This window comes from Trueperella sp. LYQ143 (genome assembly GCF_046599595.1).
Classification (GTDB): Bacteria; Actinomycetota; Actinomycetes; order Actinomycetales; family Actinomycetaceae; genus Trueperella.
Genome location: NZ_JBKIWR010000008.1, coordinates 55,342 through 80,594, shown reverse-complemented (window position 1 = coordinate 80,594; position 25,253 = coordinate 55,342). Strand labels below are relative to the sequence as shown.

The 25,253-nt window shown below is 51.9% G+C and carries 20 protein-coding genes; 5 read left to right on the top strand and 15 right to left on the bottom strand.

What is annotated here, in order from left to right:
- Positions 1-144: 144 nt before the first annotated feature.
- From ACLHIL_RS04035 to ACLHIL_RS04020, 4 genes are all read right to left on the bottom strand, one after another.
- The gene (locus ACLHIL_RS04035; RefSeq protein ID WP_411296667.1) at positions 145-378 is read right to left on the bottom strand and encodes a hypothetical protein; all 234 of its coding nucleotides are present in this window, start codon (positions 376-378) and stop codon (positions 145-147) included.
- A 364-nt stretch (positions 379-742) separates the two neighbouring features.
- Positions 743-1,378 carry a radical SAM protein gene (locus tag ACLHIL_RS04030; protein WP_411296715.1) on the bottom strand — a complete coding sequence of 212 codons (636 nt, stop codon included), beginning with the start codon at positions 1,376-1,378 and terminating at the stop codon, positions 743-745.
- Positions 1,379-1,395: 17 nt separating this feature from the next.
- Complete coding sequence (locus tag ACLHIL_RS04025) at positions 1,396-1,644, bottom strand: hypothetical protein (protein WP_411296666.1); 249 nt, start codon at positions 1,642-1,644, stop codon at positions 1,396-1,398.
- A 103-nt stretch (positions 1,645-1,747) separates the two neighbouring features.
- Positions 1,748-2,191: a MarR family transcriptional regulator gene (locus tag ACLHIL_RS04020; RefSeq protein WP_411296665.1), complete on the bottom strand. Its 444-nt coding sequence runs from the start codon at positions 2,189-2,191 to the stop codon at positions 1,748-1,750.
- A 133-nt stretch (positions 2,192-2,324) separates the two neighbouring features.
- On the opposite strand from ACLHIL_RS04020, the gene ACLHIL_RS04015 reads away from it, so the two are divergent.
- Positions 2,325-3,194 (top strand): MurR/RpiR family transcriptional regulator, encoded by an 870-nt coding sequence (locus ACLHIL_RS04015; protein ID WP_411296664.1) that lies wholly within the window; start codon positions 2,325-2,327, stop codon positions 3,192-3,194.
- Between the two features lie 33 nt (positions 3,195-3,227).
- Here ACLHIL_RS04015 and ACLHIL_RS04010 read toward each other — a convergent pair whose 3' ends face one another.
- The 8 genes from ACLHIL_RS04010 to ACLHIL_RS03975 all read right to left on the bottom strand — a co-directional run bounded on the left by ACLHIL_RS04010 (position 3,228) and on the right by ACLHIL_RS03975 (position 13,717).
- A complete protein-coding gene (locus tag ACLHIL_RS04010) occupies positions 3,228-4,568 on the bottom strand; it encodes a lyase family protein (protein ID WP_411296663.1) in 1,341 nt (446 codons plus the stop codon).
- A gap of 26 nt (positions 4,569-4,594) precedes the next feature.
- On the bottom strand, positions 4,595-5,959 hold the full coding sequence (gene dcuC / locus ACLHIL_RS04005; protein ID WP_411296662.1) for a C4-dicarboxylate transporter DcuC: 1,365 nt from the start codon (positions 5,957-5,959) through the stop codon (positions 4,595-4,597).
- Positions 5,960-6,437: 478 nt separating this feature from the next.
- Positions 6,438-7,424 carry a tripartite tricarboxylate transporter substrate binding protein gene (locus ACLHIL_RS04000; RefSeq protein WP_411296661.1) on the bottom strand — a complete coding sequence of 329 codons (987 nt, stop codon included), beginning with the start codon at positions 7,422-7,424 and terminating at the stop codon, positions 6,438-6,440.
- A 184-nt stretch (positions 7,425-7,608) separates the two neighbouring features.
- Complete coding sequence (locus ACLHIL_RS03995; RefSeq protein WP_411296660.1) at positions 7,609-9,240, bottom strand: tripartite tricarboxylate transporter permease; 1,632 nt, start codon at positions 9,238-9,240, stop codon at positions 7,609-7,611.
- A gap of 12 nt (positions 9,241-9,252) precedes the next feature.
- Positions 9,253-9,804 (bottom strand): tripartite tricarboxylate transporter TctB family protein, encoded by a 552-nt coding sequence (locus ACLHIL_RS03990; RefSeq protein ID WP_411296659.1) that lies wholly within the window; start codon positions 9,802-9,804, stop codon positions 9,253-9,255.
- Complete coding sequence (locus ACLHIL_RS03985; RefSeq protein WP_411296658.1) at positions 9,801-10,775, bottom strand: 4-hydroxythreonine-4-phosphate dehydrogenase PdxA; 975 nt, start codon at positions 10,773-10,775, stop codon at positions 9,801-9,803. Before ACLHIL_RS03985 ends, ACLHIL_RS03990 begins: the two co-directional genes overlap by 4 nt.
- Positions 10,776-11,441: 666 nt before the next feature.
- The gene (locus ACLHIL_RS03980) at positions 11,442-11,831 is read right to left on the bottom strand and encodes an excalibur calcium-binding domain-containing protein (RefSeq protein WP_411296657.1); all 390 of its coding nucleotides are present in this window, start codon (positions 11,829-11,831) and stop codon (positions 11,442-11,444) included.
- Between the two features lie 92 nt (positions 11,832-11,923).
- Entirely contained in the window at positions 11,924-13,717 is a 1,794-nt protein-coding gene (locus ACLHIL_RS03975; RefSeq protein ID WP_411296656.1) for a 5'-nucleotidase C-terminal domain-containing protein, read from the bottom strand.
- Positions 13,718-14,545: 828 nt separating this feature from the next.
- Between ACLHIL_RS03975 and ACLHIL_RS03970 the strand changes: the two genes are divergently transcribed.
- The gene (locus ACLHIL_RS03970) at positions 14,546-17,329 is read left to right on the top strand and encodes a class I SAM-dependent DNA methyltransferase (protein ID WP_411296655.1); all 2,784 of its coding nucleotides are present in this window, start codon (positions 14,546-14,548) and stop codon (positions 17,327-17,329) included.
- Positions 17,330-17,412: 83 nt separating this feature from the next.
- Here the strand turns inward: ACLHIL_RS03970 and ACLHIL_RS03965 are convergent, their stop codons facing one another.
- Entirely contained in the window at positions 17,413-20,784 is a 3,372-nt protein-coding gene (locus ACLHIL_RS03965; RefSeq protein ID WP_411296654.1) for an AAA family ATPase, read from the bottom strand.
- 396 nt (positions 20,785-21,180) lie between these two features.
- Positions 21,181-22,599, bottom strand: a complete 1,419-nt coding sequence (locus tag ACLHIL_RS03960) for a hypothetical protein (protein WP_411296653.1) — start codon at positions 22,597-22,599, stop codon at positions 21,181-21,183.
- A gap of 92 nt (positions 22,600-22,691) precedes the next feature.
- On the opposite strand from ACLHIL_RS03960, the gene ACLHIL_RS03955 reads away from it, so the two are divergent.
- The 3 genes from ACLHIL_RS03955 to ACLHIL_RS03945 all read left to right on the top strand — a co-directional run bounded on the left by ACLHIL_RS03955 (position 22,692) and on the right by ACLHIL_RS03945 (position 25,027).
- Positions 22,692-23,072 (top strand): VOC family protein, encoded by a 381-nt coding sequence (locus tag ACLHIL_RS03955; protein WP_411296652.1) that lies wholly within the window; start codon positions 22,692-22,694, stop codon positions 23,070-23,072.
- A gap of 68 nt (positions 23,073-23,140) precedes the next feature.
- Positions 23,141-23,995, top strand: a complete 855-nt coding sequence (locus ACLHIL_RS03950) for a hypothetical protein (RefSeq protein ID WP_411296651.1) — start codon at positions 23,141-23,143, stop codon at positions 23,993-23,995.
- Positions 23,996-24,538: 543 nt separating this feature from the next.
- Positions 24,539-25,027, top strand: coding sequence for a hypothetical protein (locus ACLHIL_RS03945; RefSeq protein ID WP_411296650.1), 489 nt, complete (start codon positions 24,539-24,541; stop codon positions 25,025-25,027).
- A gap of 37 nt (positions 25,028-25,064) precedes the next feature.
- Here the strand turns inward: ACLHIL_RS03945 and ACLHIL_RS03940 are convergent, their stop codons facing one another.
- Positions 25,065-25,241, bottom strand: a complete 177-nt coding sequence (locus ACLHIL_RS03940) for a hypothetical protein (protein ID WP_411296649.1) — start codon at positions 25,239-25,241, stop codon at positions 25,065-25,067.
- Between the last annotated feature and the right edge of the window lie 12 nt (positions 25,242-25,253).

Below are 25,253 nucleotides of genomic sequence, written 5' to 3'. Positions count from 1 at the left end.
AGCACACCCTAACAATCCTCAACACAGCAGCATCCTCCTACCCGCCGCAGCAAACACGACTTGACTTCACGATTAAACGCGCGGGGCGCTACCTCACACGTAACGCCCCGCACAGCAATCTTTAGCCCGAGCTAGGAACACACCCTATCGCCGCTTACGAATATAGAGAATTCCAGCACTGACTGCGGAAACCGCAAACGCAGCAACGGAATACTCCATCCACTGCATCGCCCGTATGACGTGTTCAGGTAAAGGGCCTACACCCGCTGCGAAAAGTTTCTGCATAGCATCAACTCGGTTATAGCACGTGCCAAGAAAAATAATTCCAAACGCTAGCCCCAGAAAGATAACTGCTCCAAGGATTTTGTTTACTTTCATCTCGCACCTCACGACCGTATAACCAAACAGCTCCTTAAACACCATTTGCGATTTATTTGATTAGCAATCCTAAAACATCTTTGCCATAGGATTAATGAAACGTATCACACCCAATCTGCCGCTGCAATACCTAATTGCCGGTGGATTATCTGCTTTGCCCTGACGCCTTACATACCCAATCACCAGCAACAACACCAAAACAGCGCGAGTGCGAATAAGAGGAATCCTGCGCCAGCAACACCCGAATGTAATGCCACAACGCTCCTACCGCCACCCAATTCGGCTACCTACAAAACAAAAACACGCCACAACTACTCACGAACACGCGCCTATCGCAACCCTTAAAGCCCCTAATCCACCCACATTACGAGGCTTTATTCCTTTTCCCAGTATTGTCACTACCTCTAATTTGCTCGTGATATAAGTAGTTGATAATTCCGAGTTTTCCGGGCGGCATTCGATGATCGGGTAAGTAATTATCGAAAAGCTGGTGCCCATGCTTTTGTGCATACGATTCAATATCTAGTAGCTGTTCGTCCCAATATTCATAGTTTTTACGCTCATAAATATCTCGATAGAGCGGGATTAATCCAGGGCGAGTTTGCCGAATATAGTTGAGAATATCGCTCTTGAAACCGCCTCGCAGATTCAGATTTTCTAGCCACACATAATGACACCGATCTTTTACCTGTTCAATAATCTCGACGGGATCAGTGATGCCCGGAAAAATTGGCGAAATAAAACAAACGGTTCGCACTCCGGCCTGATAAAGCTCCTGCATGGCCGCCAAACGCCGTTTAATCGTAGCCGCATGCTCCATATCACGCACAAATTTTTCCTCAAGGCTATTAATTGACCAGGCTACGGTGACGTCGGGCATGGTCGTTAGTAAATCTAGATCTCGCGTCACCAACCCAGAGCGAGTACAAATCAAAATTTTTGCCCGAGACTCTTTTAGTTGCTCCAAGATTGCTCGAGTGCGGCGAAACGTTTTCTCAATTGGTTGATACCCGTCAGTTACCGAACCGATGACAATACGCTGATCGTCATATTTATGTGGTCGCTAAGCGGTTTCCACTGTTTCACATCCACAAATTCGCCCCACGGCTCCGGATGGCGAGTAAACCGCTTCATGAACGAGGCATAGCAATATCGGCAGGCATGAGCACATCCCACATAAGGATTGACGCTATATCCCCCAACTGGCAGCTGCGATTTAGTCATAATCGATTTGACGTTGATCTCTTTGATAATCAGCTCGCGCATTACCTTTCCTTCACCTACTCCAACCAACTCAGCACCCCAGCTATTTCAGCAAACCTGCCAACTCCAGCTACTCCAACCGATCCAACGAGTCCAACTGATCCAACTACTCCGAGTACTCCAACCGCTTCAAATTTTCCACCGCACGAGTTAAAAGCTCCTCACACATACGACGTTCTTCAGCGCTAAAGCCCGCAAAAAACGCCTCAGCCATCTCGTCGGAAACCGCATAATAGGCTTCTTCTAGCTTTTGGGCTTCTCCAGATAAGCGAATGAGCGTAGTACGTCGATCTTTAGATGATTGCACTCGGGAAACCAACCCAGCTTTTTCCATTCTGTCAACCATGGACGTTAAAGTGGCGGCAGCTAAGCCGGTAGCCTGCCCGATTTCCCGCAAAGATTGCCCGTCGTTATGCCATAGCACATACAGGATTCGCCCTTGCGCCCCATTAAAAGCGTCAATTCCATGCTGATTCAAAATTCGGGCAAACCGCCGGTCTGCCAGTTGTTTTGCCTGAGCCAATACGTGCCCCATACATGTACGACGCATATTCAGCCTCTCTTCTCACCCGCTTATAATTCTATATAAGAATATACTATATCGAATTATTACTGGCGAGCCACACCTATCAGACGGGCAAGGTCAAGCTGTAGCATTCCCCCTATTCACCTAGAATACGTCTATGAGCACCGGACGTAACACGAGTCTTTTTGACCGCCTGAGTACACTAGGCAACCTATCCCCCTCACAACAGGTGCTTGCTGACTATTTCGTGGAAAAATACCCCAATCTAGCCTTCCGCAACCTAGAAGCAATCTGTGCAGATACCCAGCTATCCACCGCTTCCGTAACTCGATTCGTTCGCACCCTTGGCTACAGCGGATTCCGCGATTTCTCTCGTCAACTTCAGGCCGAAGTGGCAGAAAACTTTGACCGCCCCCTGCAACGCGAAGATCCCCACCGCTTCGCAGCCACACACCTCGTCGGCGATCATTTACATCGAGCCGCCACCGATATGCAACGAACCGCCGAATATATCTCAACAGAAACCTTCGACACTGTTGCCGCCCTAGTCTCCGACCCTCACCGCCCACTATTCCTCGCCTCTTTTGCAAGCGGGCGCTCCCTGATGACCTACTTTGCACTGCTCGCAAAATATCGACGTCCCAATGTTCGCCTACTATCTGGCATAGATATGACAGCCCACGACCTCCTCGATGCCGGCGAAAATGCCGTCCTTCTCGTAACCAGCTTCGACCGCCATTCCGCTGCCATGTATCGCATAATGCACGCCGTCAAACAGCGAGGCGGGACGACCATACTGCTGACAAACCGGCAAACAACGCCACTGCGAGTACACGCCGACCACATGCTGACAGTACATTCTTCCTCCGCGCGATTTAAGAGCCGCGCGAGCATGATCGTCGTCTTAGAAGCCCTCCTTGCCGCTATGGCCGAACACAACCCTGATCTCGCCCAACAGCGCACCCGCGAAATCGAGGAAATCATCGATCAACTCGAACTTTTCATCCTTCCTCACATAGATCAGTGACGAAGAACTGACGACGGACCACGCTCCCGGGCGCTACTCTCCAGCCGCAACTCCTCGGGCAATATCAACAGATAACCCTAAATAGGATCGCGGATCTAAAGCCTCCTGCAGGTCTGCAACTGCCGAATCACTGAGCGCTAAATCCGTGCGTTGCCCGATATACTCCGCCAGGGAAATCCCTTCACTGCGCTGGGCTTTCGCAAATTCTTGAATAAGATCATGCGCCGCCTCATGGCCAATCCTTGGCGCGAGCACCATCATCACCGATTCACTCATCAGCAACTCACCGCCATTTTTCACCCCGTCGCGCAGCTTTTCCACGTCAAAACTCAGGCGAGAAAACAACCCTAGGAGTTTCGTCAGGGCACCATCAATATGGGTGAAAATTTGCCCCAGCGCATCGCGTTCCACCTCTAGCTGCCGATGATCCCGTTCAAAAGTTCCTGGCGGCGCAGTCAAAACCGTCGCCGCTAAACCGGCTGCCAGCCGAGCATTGACGCTGACTTTCATCGTGGTAAACGGATTAAGTTTTTGCGGCATTGCTGACGAGCCGGAACTATGCGCATCCATCTGCTCATGGGCTTCTCCCATATCCGATTGCTGCATGGCAAATAAATCTTCGGCAATTTTTGCCAAGCTCTGCCCTAAAATCGCCAGATTGCAGCACAATTCCGTAATCCCGTCGCGCGAAGCATGCCAAGGCACAATCTCAAAAGTCAGCCCTAAACGCTGAGCTAGCGCCTGCGCCACACGAACGCCTTGCTCTCCGGTGGCCGCATACGTCCCCGCAGCCCCCGAGAACTGAATCATTGCGGCACGCTCAACTGTTTGCGCCAGCCGCGCCTGCGCCCGTTGCAGCTCGCGTAGCCAACGAGCAAACCGCATACCGAGCGTGGTCGGCAGGGCATATTGCCCATTCGTGCGCGCCACCATTAACGTTTGCGCATGTTCCCCTGCAAGCTGACGCAACCTGCCAATGAGCTCCTTAAGTTTTTCATCAAGAACGCCCATTCCCATCAGAATCTGACGCGCCCGAGCAGTATCGAGAATATCCTGACTCGTCGCCCCATAATGCACGAACCCTCTGGCTTCTTCGGGGATCTGTGCGCGAATCGCATCGAGTGCCGCAACAAGTGGATTACCTACTTTTCCAGCCGAAATTTTTGCCACTAACTCGTCAGTCATATACGCATATTCGACGATTATTGCCGCAAAGCGCGCCGGAATAATACCGAGTTCACCCTGCACAGCCGCGAGTGCCGATTCTACCTCTACGACTCGCGCAATTGTTTCTCTTTCTCCCCATATTTCAGCCATTTCATCGCTGAGATACCCCTTGCGGGTTAGCGAGGAATTCAAAGCACCGATTGGCATGATTTTCTCCTTTGCGTTTGGAGTAATTAGAGCAGGATCAAGGAGGCTGCCAGCATGACGATAATCCCAACGAGCATTGGCGCAAGTGTGCGCTTAACGAGTGCAATGGGAGAAATTCCGACGCCACCAGCAACAGCAATAACGACTCCTGCTATCGGAGAAAATGATCGGAATAGCCCGCTGGCAAACTGCATTGGGGTGACGAGAGCTGCCGTCGATCCGCCTAATCCGGCAGAAACATCGGGAGCGAGCTTGGCAAAAGCAGAAAATGCTCCAACACCGGATCCCGTCAAGAACGTCACGATACCAACGATAAGGGTAAAGAGGATCGTCACGATCACCATTCCGGCACCCACTTTTGAGGTAGCTTCAATGAGGTGCGCAATAACACCAGTATGGGTTATTCCCTGAGCAAATATCTGCGCTGCGATAATCAAGGACACCACCGACGCAAACATTGAGCCCATTCCGCTGAAGAATTCTGTGGATTCTGCCAGTACCGCCGATTCACGTCGGCGAATCAACTCCACGATAACGGCCAATAGCCAGGTAATAAAGAAAGCCGTCACCGTCGATAGCTCAATATTGTCGTTCGTCAGCGGGCTAAAAATGACGAGCATAGCGATGGGCAAAACCAGGAACAGCGCGTAGTAGCGCGGCGCAATATTTTTCGGGGCTTGCTTTTTCAGCACCGGGGTTTGATACACCTCTGTGCCTTTTCGGTCGAAATAGCGTTGGGTGAAGTAGTGGGTCAACATCACGGCGATCATGGCAGGAACGGCAACAAGAAGCTGATTTTGGGTGAAGTACACGACGGGGGACATCTTGGCAGTGTCGGCTGCGAGAACCGTCGTTCCGGTAGCTGGCCCCATTGGCAGGCCTGAGGAGGTCGCAATGACTGCGGCAGCGGCGGCTGGGGTCACGCCTGCTTCGGTCAGAATAGGTACCAGAAGAACCAGCAGGAGGATTGCCAGCCCGGCGGCGGAGGGGATAACCATGAAGAGCACCTGCCCGAGTAGGTAGGCAACCATCAGTAGCAGATAAGGTTTATGTATTTTCGCAATCGGTCGAGCTGCTACTGATACCAGGGCGCGCGAGGCGCCGATTTTATTCATATATGCCGAGAAACCGCCTGCTGCCATAATAATCAGACCTACACCAGTAAGTTGACTACCAGCCACCTTTTCAAAGAGGGTGAAAATATCAAAGAAACGAGAGCCAGAAGTCGCTTTCTCGTCGAGGAGTTGCAGATCCGGTTTAGCAATGACGGAAACTGCCGTCAGGATAATGCCAGTAAGTAGCAAGACGATGACTGGCTTGTGACCTTTAATTAAGAAATATCCGGCAGCGATAACGCCCATTATGGCGCAGATAGTAAGTACGGCAGACATTGGCGACCTCTTATTTTTATGTAACACATCGACGCTGATGAAAAATTAGTAACTTATTCAGTACTAATTGTTAGTAATATAACCCCATTAGACCGGCGTGTCAATAATCTGACATTAAAAACTGAAAAACATCGAGAGAAGTCACCTAGGTGCAAGATAAGCTGGAAGCCCTGCCTACATACTTTGACAGTTTACTAACATCAACGCACAAGGAATACGAGATATAGAGCCCTAAAAGCACGATAACTGACGGCGCCCCAACTGATGACATCTCACCGAAATCGACGTACGAGGCACATACTTACCCACAACACAACGGCACATATCAAGGCGAGGTATCACCCAAAGCTCGTGCTGGCTACTACAACCAAACCCAACACACAACTGGCTATACAAACCCAACACGCAAAAAGAGGGGGCACACCCGCAGGCGCACCCCCTCCATCAGCACAAAACAACTAGGCCATATATCAGGAAGCTACTTCGCCTCCCCCAAACCAGCCTTGAGATCCGCCTCGTACTTTTCTAAATATTTGACGAAATCATCACCGAATAGCGGGTCGGTCTGCATATAGTTCGAGGACATGTACTCCTTGAAAGAATCCGACTCAGCGTACTTCTTCGCCGCGTCGATCCAGTAGGCCTTAGCCTCATCACTGATACCGCCCGGCGCAATAACACCGCGGAACTGAGCGAAAGTCACGTTAATCCCCTGCTCAATCGTCGTCGGAATGTCCTTCAATTCCTCATAGTCATAACGCTTATCAGCGATAACACACAAAGGCTTGAGATCACCGGACTGCAACTGACCCATAACCTCACTCGGGTTCGTCAGCGCCACATCAACATGCCCGCCGAGCGCCGCCGCGATAGCTTCTCCACCGGATTCATACGGCACCCGCTGGAACTGAACCTTTTGATCCTTCTCAATCAAGCCGAACTGGATTGCGTCATTACCCGTCACGCCACCAGAAACGGCAACCTTAACAGCTCCCGACTTCGCTACGCTCACCACGTCAGCACAGGTGGCATATTTAGCAGCTTTCGGCACGACCATAATCGTCGAATCCTGCCCAACCTTCATAATCGGGGTAAAGGAGCGCCACGTAAAGGGCACATCCTCCGTTAACGGCAGATTCACCAGCGCCGTCTCCGTTGCTAGCAAATACGAGGCATTGCCCTCGTTACCCATGAAGCCGGCGTAGCCAACCGCGCCACCGCCGCCTTGATGGTTCTCTACCGAGATCGACTTACCGATAACTTTCTCCAACCCCGAGGCAATTGCTCGGCCAGATAGATCCGAGCCACCACCAGGGGCCATCGGCACAATCATCGTCAGTCGGTTGCCCGGGTTGAAATCCGAGCCGCCCTCCGAGCTTGAACCGCCTGATTTGCCGCAGCCACCGAGGGATACGACGAGCAGGCCAGCAGCAGCAATAGCCGCATACGCACGCTTTTTCATCATGATGTCACTCCTCAATATGTCGTCATTGACAGTTGATTATTTAGTTGTTTTTAGTTCTGGTTACTATCAGGCGATGACGGGATAGCACGGCTGACGCACTCGCACCGGAATCTGGATCCACCGCTATGAGGCACAGCGCCGAATCTGCACGCTCACGCCCACTGCGCTATCCCGCACATACACCTCACCCGTCTACACTCTTCGTACCAAGCTTCTCATCAGCTATTTCGCCCTTGGTTAGCTCAACTTCCACGACATCTTCTGCCGAGGTTTCCATCGCAGGAGTTTCTACTGCGGGATTTTCCGTCGCAGAAGTTGCGCCAGCACGCGCCTTCTTCTTACGCCCTATCGAGTTCACTCGCTTAGCCAGCGTCGGCACCAACATAATGAGCAGGGTCAGCACCAAAATGCCCACAGCCAGCGGTTCACGGAAGATAATCGTCAGATCACCATTCGCATACGAGGACGTCTGAACCAATGCGCGCTCAGCCATCGGCCCTAAAACCAGACCCAAAATGAGCGGAGCCGTCGGGTAGTCGTACTTCTTCAAGAAGAATCCGGCGATACCAGCAAGGAACAAGATAGATAGAGCAAACAGATTATTACCGACGGCAAAAGCGCCCATCATCGAGAAGAACAAAATTGCCGGATACAAGAACGAGTAGTTCAAACGCAAGGCCTGAGCGAATACCGGAGCTAACGGCAAGTTCAGGATCAGCAAGATGACATTACCGATGAAGAATGACGTCAACAAGCCCCACACCAAAGTCGGCTGATTTTGGAATAGCAGCGGTCCCGGCTGGACGCCATACATCACGAAGGCTCCCAGCAACACCGCAGTCGTCGTACCACCCGGAACACCGAGCGCCAACGTAGGCACGAAGTTCGCATTCGCCGCCGCATTATTTGCCGACTCAGCCGCCGCAACGCCTTGGATTGCCCCCTTGCCGAACATTGCACGATTCTTACTGGTCTGCTTTTCCACGCCGTAGCTGACGAGAGCGGCAAGCGTTGAACCAGCGCCCGGCAAACATCCCAACAGGAAGCCCAAGCCAGAGCCACGCAAAATCGAGGGCATCGACTCTTGAATATCGCGTCGCTTAATGACCATATCGCGCATTCTCGTGCGGATTGGCGCTACCCCACCAGCACCGACCTGGCTCACAACTTCACCGACGGCAAAGACGCCGATCATCACAACCACAAAGTCAATACCACCGAGCAGGTTGACACTGCCGAACGCAAAGCGCGACTGTGCAAAGCCTGAGGACATGCCAATCGTGGATAGGAACAATCCCAGACCCGCCATAACCAGACCTTTAGCGAGATTATCGCCAGAGAAGGAGATGATCGTCAGCAAGCCCATAATCATAATGGCCAGCATTTCAGCAGGGCCGAACTTAAGGGCAAAGGTCGCAATCGGAGCGGCAACGAGTACTAACAGTACCAGCGAAATGATGGCAGCGATGAAGGAACCAATTGCGGCAATCGCGAGCGCCTTGCCCGCCTGCCCTTTTCTCGCTAAGGCATAGCCGTCTATAACGGTAGCCACCGCATTCGCGTCGCCTGGGGTGGCGATAAGGACCGCCGCAATAGTACCGCCATATTGGCATCCATAGTAAATACCGGCAAGCATGATGAGCGCCGTTACTGGCTCCATGCTCAGGGTCAATGGCAACAATACGGCAACGCCCGTCGTCGCACCCAAACCAGGCAGCATGCCGATGACGGTACCCAGCGCCACACCGATAAAACACCACAGCAAATTATCGGGAGTAAGCGAAGTCTGGAATCCCAAAATAATGTTGTCAAGCATGAGCTGCCCTCCTTAAACCAGATCAAGCATGCCGGTTGGAAGCGGCACATCGAGGACGAGTACAAAGACGCCATAGCCGAAAAGGAAAGCAATAACGCCAGCAATCACCCCTTGCCACCAGGGGCGCTTCTCAACCAGGACGATCAATCCGGCAACCATCAGGCATAGCGATAACAGTAGGCCGATAAACCGGCAGAGAACGAGAGTAAGGAAAAGGGCGAGGAATACTTTAATGACGTTCGCATACTTTGCCCAAAACCCATCTGTTGTTGCGGCTGTAGGCTCTTCGCTTGCCACCGCGGCAACCGGAGCACGCAAAGATCTCGCCATATCCCACATCGATGCCACTACCGTCACTAACCCAGCAGCGAAAGGCATAAGCCCCGGGCCAACCAGACCGTTTTTATCTTGCAGTCCGTAGCCTAGCCCGGCAATGAGGACGGCGATTCCCACTCCGAGGAAAACACATTTGACAACCCATTCGCCGACATCGAATTTCCGCGTCGGGGCTGGGCGATCAGAGCGATCATCTACCACAGAATTATCTGACGTCGTGGTACTCATTGCGCAGCCTTACGTTCTTCCATTGTGCGCTTGCCCAAGGAAACAGCAATATCGAAAGCCCGCTGGGACGGACCAACACTCGCTTTGTTTTGCCCGACGATGTTGTATGCCGTGCCATGTGCCGGAGTGGCAATAGGAACGGGCAATCCGCCTTGAACCGTCACCCCGCCGTCAAAACCCATGAGTTTCATCGCGATCTGACCTTGGTCGTGATACATCGTGACCACGCCATCGTATTTACCGTCGCGAGCGGCAATAAAGATCGTGTCGGAGGGGAATGGACCTTCCACGTCCACACCCTCGTTGCGCGCCAAGGCAATACCGGGCGCAATATGGTCGATTTCCTCCCGACCGAACTGCCCAGATTCACCGGCATGTGGGTTCAATGCGCAGACGCCCAACCGAGGATTATCCACGCCACTGCCCCGAATCACGCCGTCTAGTAGCCGGATCGCCTCATAGACTGAGCGCGCATTAATCCGCTCGGATACCTCTTTAATGGCACAGTGCGAGGTCACCCGAGAGGTCGTCAGCGAACCGGCGAAATTTAGCTCCGAAGTGGTGCCATGATAGTCGAGTTCTTTAGCGAACCACCGCAGTTCGTCTTCTTCGTGCATGCCGGCGTCATGCAATGCGGATTTGTTCAGCGGCAAGAACATAATGGAATCAACTTTGCCGTCTTTGAACATCGCTAGGCAATCGAGCAGATCACTCATGACGCGAGTGCCACCAGCAACGCTGGCCACGCCCCGTTCGACCGGCTGATCGGCATATTTTGATTCGACGAGCACGATATTCCCCTCGCCGAACTGATCGGCAGTTGGGATTGTTGCGCCTTGCTCGTCGGCAAATCGCTGTAATTCTGCCGGTGAAGCCATGAGGTAAATATTGGCTTTCCGACGATTTTCTTCATTCGATAGCAGTTTGATAGCTAATTCAGGTCCTACACCCGATAGGTCGCCTAACGTCATTACCAGACGAGGACGGTCAGTTTCACAGGTACATCCACCCACAGCACTTCTCCAATCACGATCCCCTTTTCGCGTGCTTTGCATGGATACGCGAAGAGAGCATCCGTCGTTCGTTTGTTGTGCACAGCAGTTTTTGCGTATGACGCAGCAGCCGCTGCAGATTTATGTCTGTCTCCTTTGCCAGCTCTATATGTCACCATCGACATATTTGCTATTAGATATATCATATAGGATTTTAAGGAGTCAATGATTTTATCGAATTGTTAAGAAGCTATTTTCGCTGTGATGGCAGGGAAAGGTATGGGACGCCGCTTAATGCTAGGAAAAGCTGGCAGGGATCCAATACTCAGCCGCAAGGTAGGGCTAAACGCGCATACCAGTTAAAGCATGACACCGCGAGTATCGACGGCGTAGCCGCACTACACAAGATTAGAGGCACGGGCAATTACTCGCAGCTCAGTTGATAATCCATGTTGCTTATCGGTAACACGATAACGCAAGGGGCGTTACGAGATTAGGAAACGGGTGGGTGTGCTGCTTACGCCCTCAAACCGATAACCTATGGCACTTACCGCCCAGGCTTATCCATGCTGCCTGCCGCTCTCCTATTGATGCCGCGACCCGCATCAATAAACCCTTGTCTCTTTTAGAAATCACGTTAATGAGCTACGGCTTTGGCTCGCAGGCAATCCCGTCTCTATCACGATCAAGATGGCTTCCATAGCCAGGCTCCCCAATGTGGATAGGGGCAGCACCTGCCTCACGAGCCTCTGTACAGTTCTTATAATATGTGCGCGTCGGAGCAGGAGCCGGATCGGGCACATACGCAGGGGCTGGATCGTAAACCGGAGCCGGTTCATAAGCGGGCGCTGGTTCATATAGTGGCTGCGGCTGTGAGGGCGCAGCTTCCACAACCGGAGTCGGTTCCGGCTGAGGCTCGGGCTGAGGCTTAGGACCATTTGGCTCAACATCAGGCGCCTGATCGGCGGCTGGTATCTTTTGCCCCGAACAGCTATTGAGCACCCGCGTCATCGCCGCTTTTTCGTCTCGACTCACCCACAAACCATACTTTGCTTTAACGCCGATCTGCCTAAGAATCCTTAACCACCTAAGCAAAGACTCTATCTACCCGCGTTGGGGCAGGGGTCTCAGTAGGTACGATAACGCCGCATCAGCAACAATCCGCCACCGATAGCCACAAGCGCCAGCCCAACAAGAAGCTCCCCGCCAGCTAGACCAGTGGCCGCCAAGCTAGATCCGCGCGGACCTGGAGTGCCAGGGGTCATCGGATTCGGAGCAGGATTTGAGGGCTTCTCCGGTTGTGGATTTACCGGAGAGGGAGCGGGCGCCGGAGTGGGCTTTGCATTGTTATCCAATGGCACCAGCGTTCCGTGGCGGCGCACATACGCCTCGAAGGCCTCAGCATCCAACACTGGATCCGCCGATACAATCTCATCACCTCGGAATGCCGTCACCTTATCCCCGCCCTGATAAACATAGCGGGTCAAAGCGATCGTATATGAGCCAATGGGAGAGATCGGCGTTCCATCCTCCGTCGTCAACGCAGTCACTCGATGGCCTTCTGGGGCGGTCAGATCAATCGTTGCCCGTAAGCCAGCCAGACGCGGGAATCCGCGATTTCCTTTCGGATCTGAGGCGATAGCCTGCTCCAAAGCGGTGCGCAAATGCTCCCCGTTCGTCCGGATCGTAATCACGCTGTTAGCAAAGGGCAACACCGAAAGCACTGTTCGCTTGGTGACGTCACCGGCAGGGATTTCCGCACGAATCCCGCCACCGTTTTGCCAACCAAAATCGGCGCCCTCATGCTCTCGATATGCCTGGGCAACAATTGGTCCGACGACATCGCGTGCCATATCCTGTGGGGCAACACCCAGCTTTTCCGATAGCCGCTGATTCAACTCATCCATGTACTGCTGAGTCTTTGCGCTCCACACACTATCGGGAGTGACGTTCCCGTCAACCGGAATAAAGCTCGGCTCTACCGAAATTTTGCCTGCAGAGCGCACAATATGCAGCCGCGCCACTGTGCCATAGTCAGCCTCCGGCGTCAGTATCGGGCGCCCATCTACCTGGGTAAGCGTTGCCGGTGACGAGCCGCTCGTTTCCTCCGTAACCGCAGCATGAATCTGTGGCACCTCCCGCATGATTGCCTGGGTTTCGTCATTGCTAAGCTGGGTCAACGCGATAATAACGTCAGCTCCCTGAGCGGTTAATGCTGCTGCCGCTTCTTTACTGGCCTGCACCCAATCGCGCTCCTGCACTTGTGCGGAGGCAGCCGTCGTCGTCATATTTCCGGTGATAGATAGGAAACCCACCCGTAGACCGCGGTCAACAATTGCGACCGTTCCGTCAGGGCTGAGGGGCTTACCATTTGCCGTCAGGTTCGAGCTAATCCACGGGAATTTTGCCCGTTCGATAAGTGACATCGTGTGGTCAAGTCCGAAATCGAAATCGTGCTGCCCGAATCCCGCAACATCAAACTTGAGTTCATTAAACGCATCGACGAACGGCTCTCCACGGTAGACCGCGCCAAACAGGGTTCCGCCCGCTAAATCCCCGCCAAAGGCCGTGATGGTATTGGCGCTGGCGGCGCGCTGGGCAGCGAGAACTGTGGCCAGTTGTGCAAGCCCTCCGTGTTTACTGCCATCTTTCCAGGTGCGCTGTTCGACTTCGTGGGCGTCTTGGATGGCAAGCACGTCAACTGAGGCATCGGCCGCGCGCAGAGCATCCGGCGTCGGGTTATTATCGTTTGCCGCTAAAGCAACTGGGGTTGATCTCGTAGTCAGATCAGTAGCCGATGTGGGGGCAGGGTCTGTTGGGGAAGCTGTACCTGCCGAGGGCTCTGGTGAAGCAGCGAAGGCGGAAAGGGGCAGAAGAGTCGCGGCGAAGGCGACCGTCATCGTTGACCACAGACGTTTCATGCTCCCAATACTAACGGGCAATATGTGCAGGCGATAGTAAATTTAATTGGTTATTTGCCGCCTCACCTGTTGGGTGCTCACGGAAAATACGGATAAGGATAAATGCCGAGATAGCGCGGAAAACTGCGAATAGGCGAAGCACCTCAGATATGGCGATCTCAATACCGACATCCCACCTTTATGGGCGGTCCGACGGTTATTGCCAAACAGGTCTACACAAATCCCCGTTCCAGCGGCAACGAGAACGAGTTGACCTTTCTTGGCTGCATAAATAAAAGCCAGTCAGATTGGATATGACATCTGCGAAAACTTGGATGTTACCTTCGCGAAAACCCACATAAGAGCCAGTGAGTGCATGATTTCTATACCTTGCTTCCAAGGGTTCTTTCTTGACAAAGAAGTTTTTGGCGGACGACGTTTTGCAGGACTGCCACAAGCAAAGCCAGATCATATCCGCACTATTCCCCAGATCATATCCGCATTATTTCAAACAGGCATACACCGGCATATACGAGATAGCACCGCATACTCAGATACTTCCCGCACATTAGGAGGTGCCCCACCTATAACATTAGGAGCCGCCCCGCCCGAGACTAGCAGCATCAGAAGAGCGGGCAAGAGGCCAGGCATACGTCAGCAATCTATTAGACGCGGTTAGGCATGTGAGCAAACCAAAGAACCCAGGCAGTGTTTTCCGGCAAAAGTAGCATGTGGCAGAATTGGTAGTGCCACCGCAAGGTTCCACACACAAGATCCTGCCGGCAGGCAGCAGTATCCGGCGATTCGCCAGCCAGAGCTAACTGCCAACCAACTAACCAGGGAGTTGAAATGGCGCAACAGGCCGCTTTAGAGCGAAAGCAAGCCGCCCGGCGCTTTGCCGAAAAGTGGGCTGGGCGCGGTTACGAAAAAGGCGATACCGCATCTTTTTGGTTGGAGCTTTTAGGCAATGTGGTGGGGATGGAAGACGTCACCACTAATGTGCGTTTTGAAAATGCGACAACGGCACGCGGTTTTATTGATGTAACTATTCGAGACGCCAAAACTGTGGTGGAACAAAAGTCACTGGGCGTAAATTTAGATAAACCTGAGTTGCGACAAGGCACCCTAGTTACCCCGTTTGAACAGGCTAAACGTTATGCAGATTCGTTGCGTAATTCTGAACGCCCGAACACGATTATTGTGTGTGATTTTGGTACTTTTAGAATTCATAATTTAGACGCTGATAATCCCGCCCAAAACTACGAAGAATTTACGCTTGCTGAGCTGCCTGAACAGTTACATTTGCTTGATTTTCTTATCGATCCGCAACTAGCGCGCCGTCGCCGAGAAACCAAAGTGTCGGTAGAAGCCGGGCGGCTTATCGGCCAGCTTTACGATAAATTACGTGCACAATATGTAGACCCCGATTCAGCTCATGCCCGCCATTGCTTAAACGTATTATGCGTGCGGCTCGTATTTTTATTATTTGCTGAAGATGCAGGGCTGTTCAAAAAAGATTCTTTTTATCGCTATTTACGTGCGCTACCAGCCTCAATGGTGCGGCTCGCGCTCAAAGAATTATTCGTATATCTAAAAACTCCAGACGATCAGCGCGACCCTTATGCCGCTGAAACCTTAAAAGAATTTCCGTATGTGAATGGGGGTCTCTTTGAAGCCGAGGTGGAGATCCCTAACTTTACTGCCGAAATTGTGGACTTTTTATTAAATGAAGTTTCCCAAGGCACGGACTGGTCGCAAATTTCTCCCACCGTGTTTGGTGGGGTGTTTGAATCTACGCTTAACCCGGAAACGCGCCGCTCCGGCGGTATGCATTACACATCACCGGAGAATATTCACCGCGTGATTGATCCGCTATTTTTAGATGATCTCAAAAATGAGTTGAAAGAAATTTTGCATACTGACAGGTTAAGCGAATCGAAACGACGTAATCAATTGATGCGTTTCCACGATAAAATCGCTGGCTTGACGTTTTTTGATCCCGCCTGCGGTTCGGGTAACTTTTTGACTGAAACCTATATTGAACTGCGAAAACTGGAAAACAAAGTTCTCTCTGAACTGCAAAATCATCAAGGCATGCTAGCACTCTCTGAAGAATATTCGCCCTTAAAAGTCTCCCTGCAACAATTTCATGGCATCGAGATTAACGATTTTGCGGTTAACGTAGCCAAAACCGCCTTATGGATTGCCGAGCTGCAAGCGAATGCGGAAACACAATCTATCGTGTATGGCGTGGTTGAAGATTTACCCTTGCACGATACGGCGCATATTGTGCAGGGTAATGCTTTAGAGCTGGACTGGCAGAAAATAGTACCCCCCCCCCGATGCACTTACATCATTGGCAACCCGCCGTTTGTGGGGTATTCCAACCATTCGCCCGAGCAAAAAGCTGACCGTTTGCGGGTGATGGGCAAGTCCGGTGGAGTGCTGGATTATGTAGCGTGCTGGTTCAAACGGGCTGCTGAGTATATGAAAGGCACGAACGTGCAGGCTGCTCTCGTTGCTTCTAATTCCATCACGCAGGGCCAACAGGTAGAGCCGCTGTGGAAACCGCTGTTTGCTGACGGATTGGTAATTAACTTTGCACATCGCTCCTTTGTGTGGACGAATGGCTCTAACGACGCCGCGCATGTGCATGTGGTGGTTGTGGGGTTTGGCTATCAAGAGCGTGAAACAAAGATATTGTTTAGCCATAGCAAAGACGGTGAAGTCACGATTGAGCACTCCGCAAATATCAATGCCTATTTAGCGCCTGCTCCCAATGTATTTATTTCCAAACGAAGCAAACCACTAAGTGCTCCCGTAAACATGAACCGTGGAAACCAACCCACCGATGCCGGAAATCTTTTATTATCTCAAGCCGAACGAGACGAACTAATCAAGGCTGAACCAGCAGCAGCCCAGTGGATAAAACCGTTTTCCATGGGTGAAGAATTTATTAAGGGAATCCCTCGCTATTGTTTGTGGCTAGTCGATTGCCCACCTCATCACCTGAAAGATTTGCCTCTTACACGGGCGCGCGTTGAAGGTGTGCGAGAAATGCGCTTACAGTCTTCAAAAGTCGCCACTCAGAAAAAAGCAGCTACCCCATGGCTCTTCGATGAAATCCGATACCAAGGTAATGGCACATATATTGGGGTTCCAAAAGTTTCCTCTGAGCGTCGGCGTTATATTCCAATGGGTTTCGTAACCAACGGTATGATCCCTGGTGACAAGCTGTATTTTGTTATGTCGGATTCTCTATACGTGTTCGGGGCCTTAATGTCCCGCGTACATAATGCCTGGATGCGAACCGTAGGAGGCCGATTAAAAAGTGACTATAGCTACGCCAACACCATCATATATAACACCCTCGTCTGGCCGACGCCGACCGATGCCCAGCGCTCAGCTATCGAAACAGCCGCACAAGCCGTGCTGGATGCCCGCGCCCAATACCCCGACGCCACCTTAGCTGACCTCTACGATCCCGATAACGACTGGCTCTACCCAGAGCTCACTCAGGCACATAAAGCCCTCGACGCCGCGGTGGAACGTGCCTACGGTCTGCCCGCAGACTGCAGCGAAGAGGAGATCGTCGCCCACCTGTTTACCTTGTATGAAAAAGCCACGAGCTGAGTTATCCCACAGATTCCACGCCTCTCGTACCCGTAATTTACCGTGCCAGCGAGCGCGTACCGCTGTTGCGCATAAGCTAACAGCTACCTTTGCAATCTTTTCTCTTTCCTTCGAGCAATCAGTGCAATAATGCCAAAGTACGTCATAAACCCAAGGAATATAAACCATACAAGTACCATGACGGCTCCGACATTATTTAACACAGGTAACTTCGGCGCCAACCCCGCAACCGGCAGTATCAGCAGAAATACAATGAGAGCATACTTAGCGTATTTTTTACATTTCCGCACTGCCTCATCGCCAGATTTACCTGTTTTCAGATTGCCAGGCACACCCGTTTCTAATTCTTCACGCCCGCTTGCTTCCAACGATGGCACACTCACTCCACCACAATTAAGCCACGCCGCATTGGATAATCCTGAGATCGCCGGATCACGAAAGGAGTTTACCTTCTCGTCATAAGATGGCGACGATACCGGACTAATAGGTGGCATATAAGCAGGAGGCGCCCCGCGCCGAGAAGGAGAGAAAGAGGCTGAGTTCAACTCCGAACCGTGCACCCCATCGCACGATACCTCTCGCACATCACCGCGATCAACATCGTCAACAATCTCCTCGTCAAGACGTGCCGGTGAAACGCCACCTGCGTTGTCAAACGCATTATCGACATTGGTTTCATCATCAAGCTGTTTAGTTGCCCAGCGGCTAAAATCCGCCTGACGCATCAGCGGAGTACCGTAGCGACGTGCCAGTTTCATCTTTCCGTCACTACCCTCAGCAGAGTCTGTTACCAGAAGATCACAACGGGTCTTTGTTACAGCTTGTTTATACTCAATCCCAAGGCTGACGCAAACATTCTGTAAGGCTTCACCGTGTGGATACAGCTTGTTTCCAATAATGGTTGAGCCACGGAAAGCCACTCGAATCCCTTCTTTAAGGAACTCTTCCGGGGTTTCCCAACGCACAGGCTCCGTCATCTTTGGCTCTTCCGCCTTTTCCACAACTTCTGCCTTAGCCTTGACCTCCACCGTAGAATTTCGCAAATCGTCACACACCGGCAGCTCGCGCACTACCTCCGCTTCTTCTATCTGCTCCTGCGGCAACACCGTCATCGGTTCAGACGGCACAGACCCTGCCGAGGCGCACCATTCCTCAAATACCTCCCACGTGACGATCGGTTTCCCATACTCTCGCGCATTCTGAGCTTTTCGCGACATAGACGCACGATCACAGGCCACCAAAACGTCACAGCGCGTCCGGGAAACTCCCGCCGCATAGGTCAATCCTCTTTCCGAACAGATCTGCTTGAGTTGATCATCGTCAAATCCACCAATAAGATCCCTAACCCCCGTAAACGCGACGCGAGTTCCAGGAGCTAAAAGCTCTCCAACTTTACCGTCCGGCTTCTCAACATTCGGCAGGTCCAGATGAGTCACACCGGCACGGGCCGCACGCTGGCGCACGTCCGCCAGTTCTTCCGCCGTCCATGACCCTCTCGATAGCGCCCATGCCGAGAGCAATTCTGCAGTTTCAACAAGCTCATCTCGATCCTGGTTCTCAGTCTCACCGCCAGAATAAGCCGCCCAGGCTCGATCCGATGCCGTTGCCCGCTGAGGATCTAACACCATAGGGCTTGGTGGAGCCCAAGACGGAATAAATACCGCACCCTCAGTATCCTGAGCCGCCGGAGGAACAAGATGCCCATACGCGGAAAACTGCTGTTTACGGATCAGAGCATCTCTAATACTTCGGCACCGTTGCATCACATCCTCACCAGAGACGTCAATATCCAGCTCAGATGCGTCATATCCATGCCCAAGTGCGAGATCCATGCCTTTTTCTTGATGACGAACCGCTCGCTCCACCATCGGCAGACCATCCGCAATAACAAGCGCACCGGCAGATTGGCGCAACAGCAACGGCCAGAAATCTCCCAGAGCAGGGGCAAGCGCTAAACCGCCAACCGGAATATTATTCCGTTCGCCAAAATCACCCAGATCTGCCATCGGATTGATCCAGGACCCAAACTCTGCAACCGTTTCTCCGCGTTCCAGCACGATAACGTGCACACGGGCCAGGTGGTTACTGATCCCAAAATCTACCCCATCAAAAGACATCAGAACTAGACGATCAGTTGATTCACCCGTCTCAACCTCCCGACGAATCTGGCGCACCAAGCTATTATTCGCACGGATATGAGCGGTTTTAACCGGAGCGCTGAACCGAACATTCTCCAGATCTACCGCCCGCGATAACGCCACATAGAACTGCCCTTCCGTCCTCGTTCCACCAGAAAGGTCAATAAATAGCTTCGGAATTGTTTTACCCTGCGCCTTGTGGATAGTAATCGCCCAGGCAAGAATGACGGGAAACTGCGTAACTGTGCCGATAATTTCACTGCTGAGCATGCCTCCAGTGACTGTGGGTTCTTTAATTTCCCACGTATGTTTCCCAAGTTCGACTTCCTCACCACTGTGATCGAGACGGACGGTAATGCGATGCATAGTAGCGCGAGTAATAGTGCCAAAACTGCCATTAACGAAGCGACCATCTTCGTCATTCCTAATCGTCATAACACGAGCGCCAACCGCATAGGTCAGCTCTTCTGAGCCAGGAAAGGAATTGCTACCGAACTTACCGCTACGGAAGGAATCACTATCAAATTTGCCGGTATAACGGGCCTGCGACGTAAATTGGCGAGTGTCAAGTTCGTCAAGACGAGACTCATTAATAAGAGCCACTCTGTTACGGCGGGAGGCAAGCGTAACCCACCCGTCAGGGGCCTGGAAGTTCGGATCCACCCGCTGATTTAGCACCTCAAGCGCAGATTCACCAACATTCCCCTCACGAACTTGATTGAGGATTTCCAGAAATTGACTATCAACTTGCCGCCATACCGTTGTCAGATGGATATTTTGCACGTGAAGTTCCCGGAAAACATGCGATGAAAAGAAAAACGGCGTTTCCCAGCGCGATTCAAAAACTCGAGCTTCCTTGTAGTCAACGATTGGTGGAAGCTGGAGCAGATCACCGACAAGCACTAGCTGCACACCACCGAAAGGCACTTGCGAATCACGTATATCACGCAACGCAAGATCCATCATGTCAAATAAATCCGCCCGAACCATGGAAATTTCATCCACAACAAGAGCATCTATAGTCTTTAGTAGTTTGCGAATACGAGATGTCGGTTTCCAGGCTCCGCCGGCCGCAAGATCATCAGGATACATCCCAGGGCGAAACCCGAAAGAACGATGGATTGTGAACCCGTCAATATTTAGCGCTGCCACACCTGTAGGAGCAGTAACGAGAATATTGCGATTATGGGCTGAATTTATCCACTCCCGAAGTAGCGTTGACTTTCCGGTGCCCGCTTTACCAGTAATCAACACGCTTTTTCTCGCGTTTAAGCGTGCTAAAGCCGCAGCAAATTCTTCGGTAATGACGATAGACATGCAGTAAACTCCCATCGCAAAGAGCTATTCGCCGGCTTTAAGGAATACAGCCAATTTGATTATATCCCGCCCAGATCCGTCTTAAAACAAAAGGACATTTCCTTAATCCCCTCCAATCCTGCACCCGAATCAACTGAAGATCTACTACAAACCAGCTACTCAAACAGCAAGAGCACATTGCATCTCGGCTTGCCGACAACAAAGCGCAGCATGGGGTTCGGCATAAACCGAAAAGATCCCGATAACAGCACAGAGCGTTAGGCGACAGCACGCAAAATGGAGCAATTCCCATCGGAACAGATCTCAGGCAAGATACGCGCTACCAACCCGCCTACCAGCCGACCGCAAACCGCCAAAATACCCGCAGGGAACACAGCATTACAGCTCGGGCACTTCTCACTTCTCTAACAAGAACGGCGTCGTCAGATAGTCGCGTACAGCAGTAAAACCAAAACGATAGATGAGCGCAAACCACAACATTGCGGCAGCGTGATTCGACGCCAACTCATAATCAGGATGGCTTCCGAGCAATAACTGCCGCATATCGCGGCGTTCCAGCGAAAACGGTAACGCCACCAAATTCGAGGCTTCCCACGAATCTGGCGCCATCACATGACAGGTGTGCAGCTCGTCAAAGGTCTGATCAATCTGTGCAAAATACGAAAAACAGGGCTGCATCCGCAATGTGTCGAGAAAAAATCCCGTCGCCGCATGCTCAACAACCCGACCCGTACAGCCCCGAGTTAACCCAATATTTAGTTCCTCTTCTAAGCCTCTGCGCGAAGCAATCTCGCTTGGATCATCCGCTGTGCTGATATCGTCAGGAAGCATCCCCTCCGCAATGAAATGAACCTTCCTCGGGCTATCAACCGCGTAATCCCCAGAACGAGCACCACTGGCAATGTAAGTATTTCCTCGTATCCCCACAACAAGCTGCTGATCTTTCGTCAGCACAACAGTTCCCGACCCCATCGAAGCCAGGAAAGGCAAGCGATGGATCTCTTCAATACAATCGATGTGCACGTTGAGAAATTCGCGCACGGTACCTTCGCCAGCCGCTGCCTTCGCTTCCAGGCGCGCCGCCGTCGAAACAAAATCGAAATACTCTCCAGAGGAAACCTCTAACCGTAAGCCCGCAAGATCTTTGCGCCCACCCGCCTTTACTTCTTGGGTGGATGTCTTCATAAAAGGAATCGCACGAACTAAATCAACACGCGGGCCATTCGTCAGAACGACACCTCTTTTCTCCGCTTTTTCTTGCAACGACGGCAGCACAGCCTCAACTTCACGTCGGGCATCATCTGATAACGGTCGAGGGTCTGGATTCCAATGCCATTCAATCGGGCAAATCTCGCGCAGATCAACGCCTTTACGTGCCGAACGGATAGCGATAATATCTGGAATCCGCATACGCCCCACTTGAATGGCTCGACGCTGCCGAGAATCACGGCGAACACGCTCCAGCCTTCTCGCGTCATGACGCTGGGCGAACTGCGACCAGAGCGCAACAATGGCGACGCTGAACGCGATAAAAACAGTGACGAGAGATCCGATAATCGCGGAATTGATTTCAGCCGGATACGAGCCTGGCTCCAGGGCATCGAACAGGAAGAAGGTCACGACCCCTAAGGTGATAAGTACGGCAAGCAGTAACAACGGCCGAAATAGCCACCCGTGGCAGCGCATCCAGGCATATATTGCGCGAGGCCGACTCAGAGCCACTTCCTCACTTCCCGGTATTCCCATAGAGTCATCATAAGCGATAGCGAAGATAACCATGCGCGGAGATTGCCCGACGGTTGGTGAAGTTTTCATTCTCCGGCGCTCTTTCGTTTTTCTTCCTGCCTTTCTCTGTTATTCCTATTGCCCTCTATTGCCCTCACCCCCCCCTGGTCTAAAGTGGTTGCATGAAGGTTGAACACATCGCCGTGTACGTTGCAGATCTTGAGCGAGCACGAGAATTCTTTGTGCGATATTTCGACGGCACATCCAATAACAGATACGTCAACGAGCGCACTGGCTTTTCGTCGTACTTCATAACTTTTTCCGACGGACCACGTCTTGAAATTATGCACAATGACAATCGCAATAGCTCGGCTAGCGGGCAGGGATTGGGATACCACCACATCGCTTTTAGCGTCGGTAGCCGCGAAGCTGTAGATGAGAAAACTCGCCAACTCACGGCAGCCGGATACCGGCTAGAAAGCGCTCCACGAACAACCGGCGATGGCTACTACGAATCAGTGATCCTCGACGCCGAGGGCAACCACATCGAAATCACCGTATAGCTGCGCAAAATCCTCCTACACAACGCCGACATACCGCCTCACGCGTACAACCTCGATTAAGGAAAACCATGCAAACAGTATTTGATCTTCACACCTTCCTCATTAGCGCGAATCCGGAATTGGATGAGCAAAAACCTGGAACAGCGCATGTGAAAGCATGGCTCGAATATTATGCCCCGCTGCCTACCACATGCGATTGCCGACCAGATAGCACTACTGGATTTTTTGGATGCCCTCATCAGGATTCAGACGGTGGCGCATACGCATGGGATTTTTATTATCAGCTTTGGCTTAAGAACCCCACATATAAGTGCGTCAAAAGAGAGGACCCTAAGGATTCCCCAAGAAATGCCGCTGGGCAGATAGTGGTTCAAGGGGACTGGATGTGCTCCATCGCCACCACATACCGGAGAGCCATGAGATTATGGCCTGGTGATAGTAATTGGCGATGGGATTTTATCAACGAACATTTTTACGATGAAGAATACGGTTTTGCGACGGCAGAGTACATCGAGCCGCTAGCTGAATTCATTCGGGAAGCCTATACGCTGGCAAATTTGGTGATTGTGCCCAATGGTTTCAATACGAGAAGAAGCATACCGTGGAAAACCGACGATTATTGGGATTTATCAACGTATCACTTCATCGAGAATAACTGCGCCTTTCTCGGGGAAACGTCCAAGGAACAGCGAATACATCTGGCAGATCTTATGCGGGAGATGATTTCTAAGGATCCTAACAATCTATTTTTGGATGATTGGCTGGCAGAAAAAGACGGAAGACTGGCAGCGAAGTTACTTCCTGGTCACAGCGTAGAATCTCCGCGTCCTCAAAGTCGCGAAGACTGGTACGAACTCATTGGCGAGATGACGAGACGAATCCAATTGCGCAGAAAACGCATTCAGGATTTTCTCGGGAAATAGCGCTGACGCCTCCCCAGCGTTATCTCGTTCGAGCGTGCGGATGGCTGCTAACACCTATACCAAACATGAGAAATAGCCGATTACATAGGAACATTATTCATACAAAACATCGGGCTGTTACCCCGTTTAGCCACGCACCATGAACTGACGGACACAGCTCGGCATTGATGACGCTTTGGAGTAGATAGGCCGTGAGGGCTGGTCGGTTAGCGCACGCCAAACAGTAGGAAGCCGCTAGCAGGTTAGGAAAACCAGATGGCTAGACCTTGAGAGCACAAAGGGGAGGCAATAAATAAAGAAAAGAACGTACATAACCGCACCCGCGTCTTTAGCCCTGATTAAACACCGAGGATGATGTAGGCACATTCACGGCTTCTAACACTACAGAGAGCACACCAACAGGACGCTTGCGCAGGATTTTCCCCTCTGCTATCCTGAAACGCTTACCGTCGTTCGGTTCGCGGGGTAAGCGTTGCCGATCGGCAACCTCCTGCGGGCTGACTGAGCTAGGTCAATAAGACCGTGAGGAGAAGGAAACATTCCATGAAACTCATTATTGCAACCGGAAGTGCCGGTAAGAACATTGCACAGCCACTCGAAAAAGACGGCTTTACCGTCATCTATCTCGACCGTAAACCAAACGAATCTGCGGCTCCCACCGAGCCCACCACCCTTACTGAATCCGAACGCGGACACCTTATAGCAGCCGCGAACACCGCAACCCAATTCATCATCGTTTTTGGTGGTGGCGGTCCGACCGGAACAAGCCTTGCCATAGAAACAGCCCACCTGGCACACCAACTCGGCATCGGCACCGCAGCATACGTCACCCATCCGCTCTCCTTTGAAGGCCAAAGCCGCGCACGCTTTGCGAACACCGCCGCCGCAGAATTCCGCAAAACCAATACGCAAGTAACCGAGTTCGCTCTAGATGACCTCATCAACCGTGTTGATCCGCGCCTCAGCCCAGAGGAATTTTTCCGTAACATTGATGAGGAAATACGGAACGCGATACGAAAAGCCGCGTGCTAAAAATGCGCTGCCTATAGCACGCGGCTAGCAGTTACCATCAGGCGTTACCTGCCAAAGCCAACTTCATCGTCAGATCTGGAGGTAACGCCTGTTGATCGGCTCTCAGCACGCATTGATTCATCGGGGAGCAGATAGCAGACATGCCAGCTTTACACAGCAGCTCTTGCTGCCAGGCATATTTCGCTTCGCACAGGCGCGTTTTACGGTAAAGCACCTTCCATTTCCT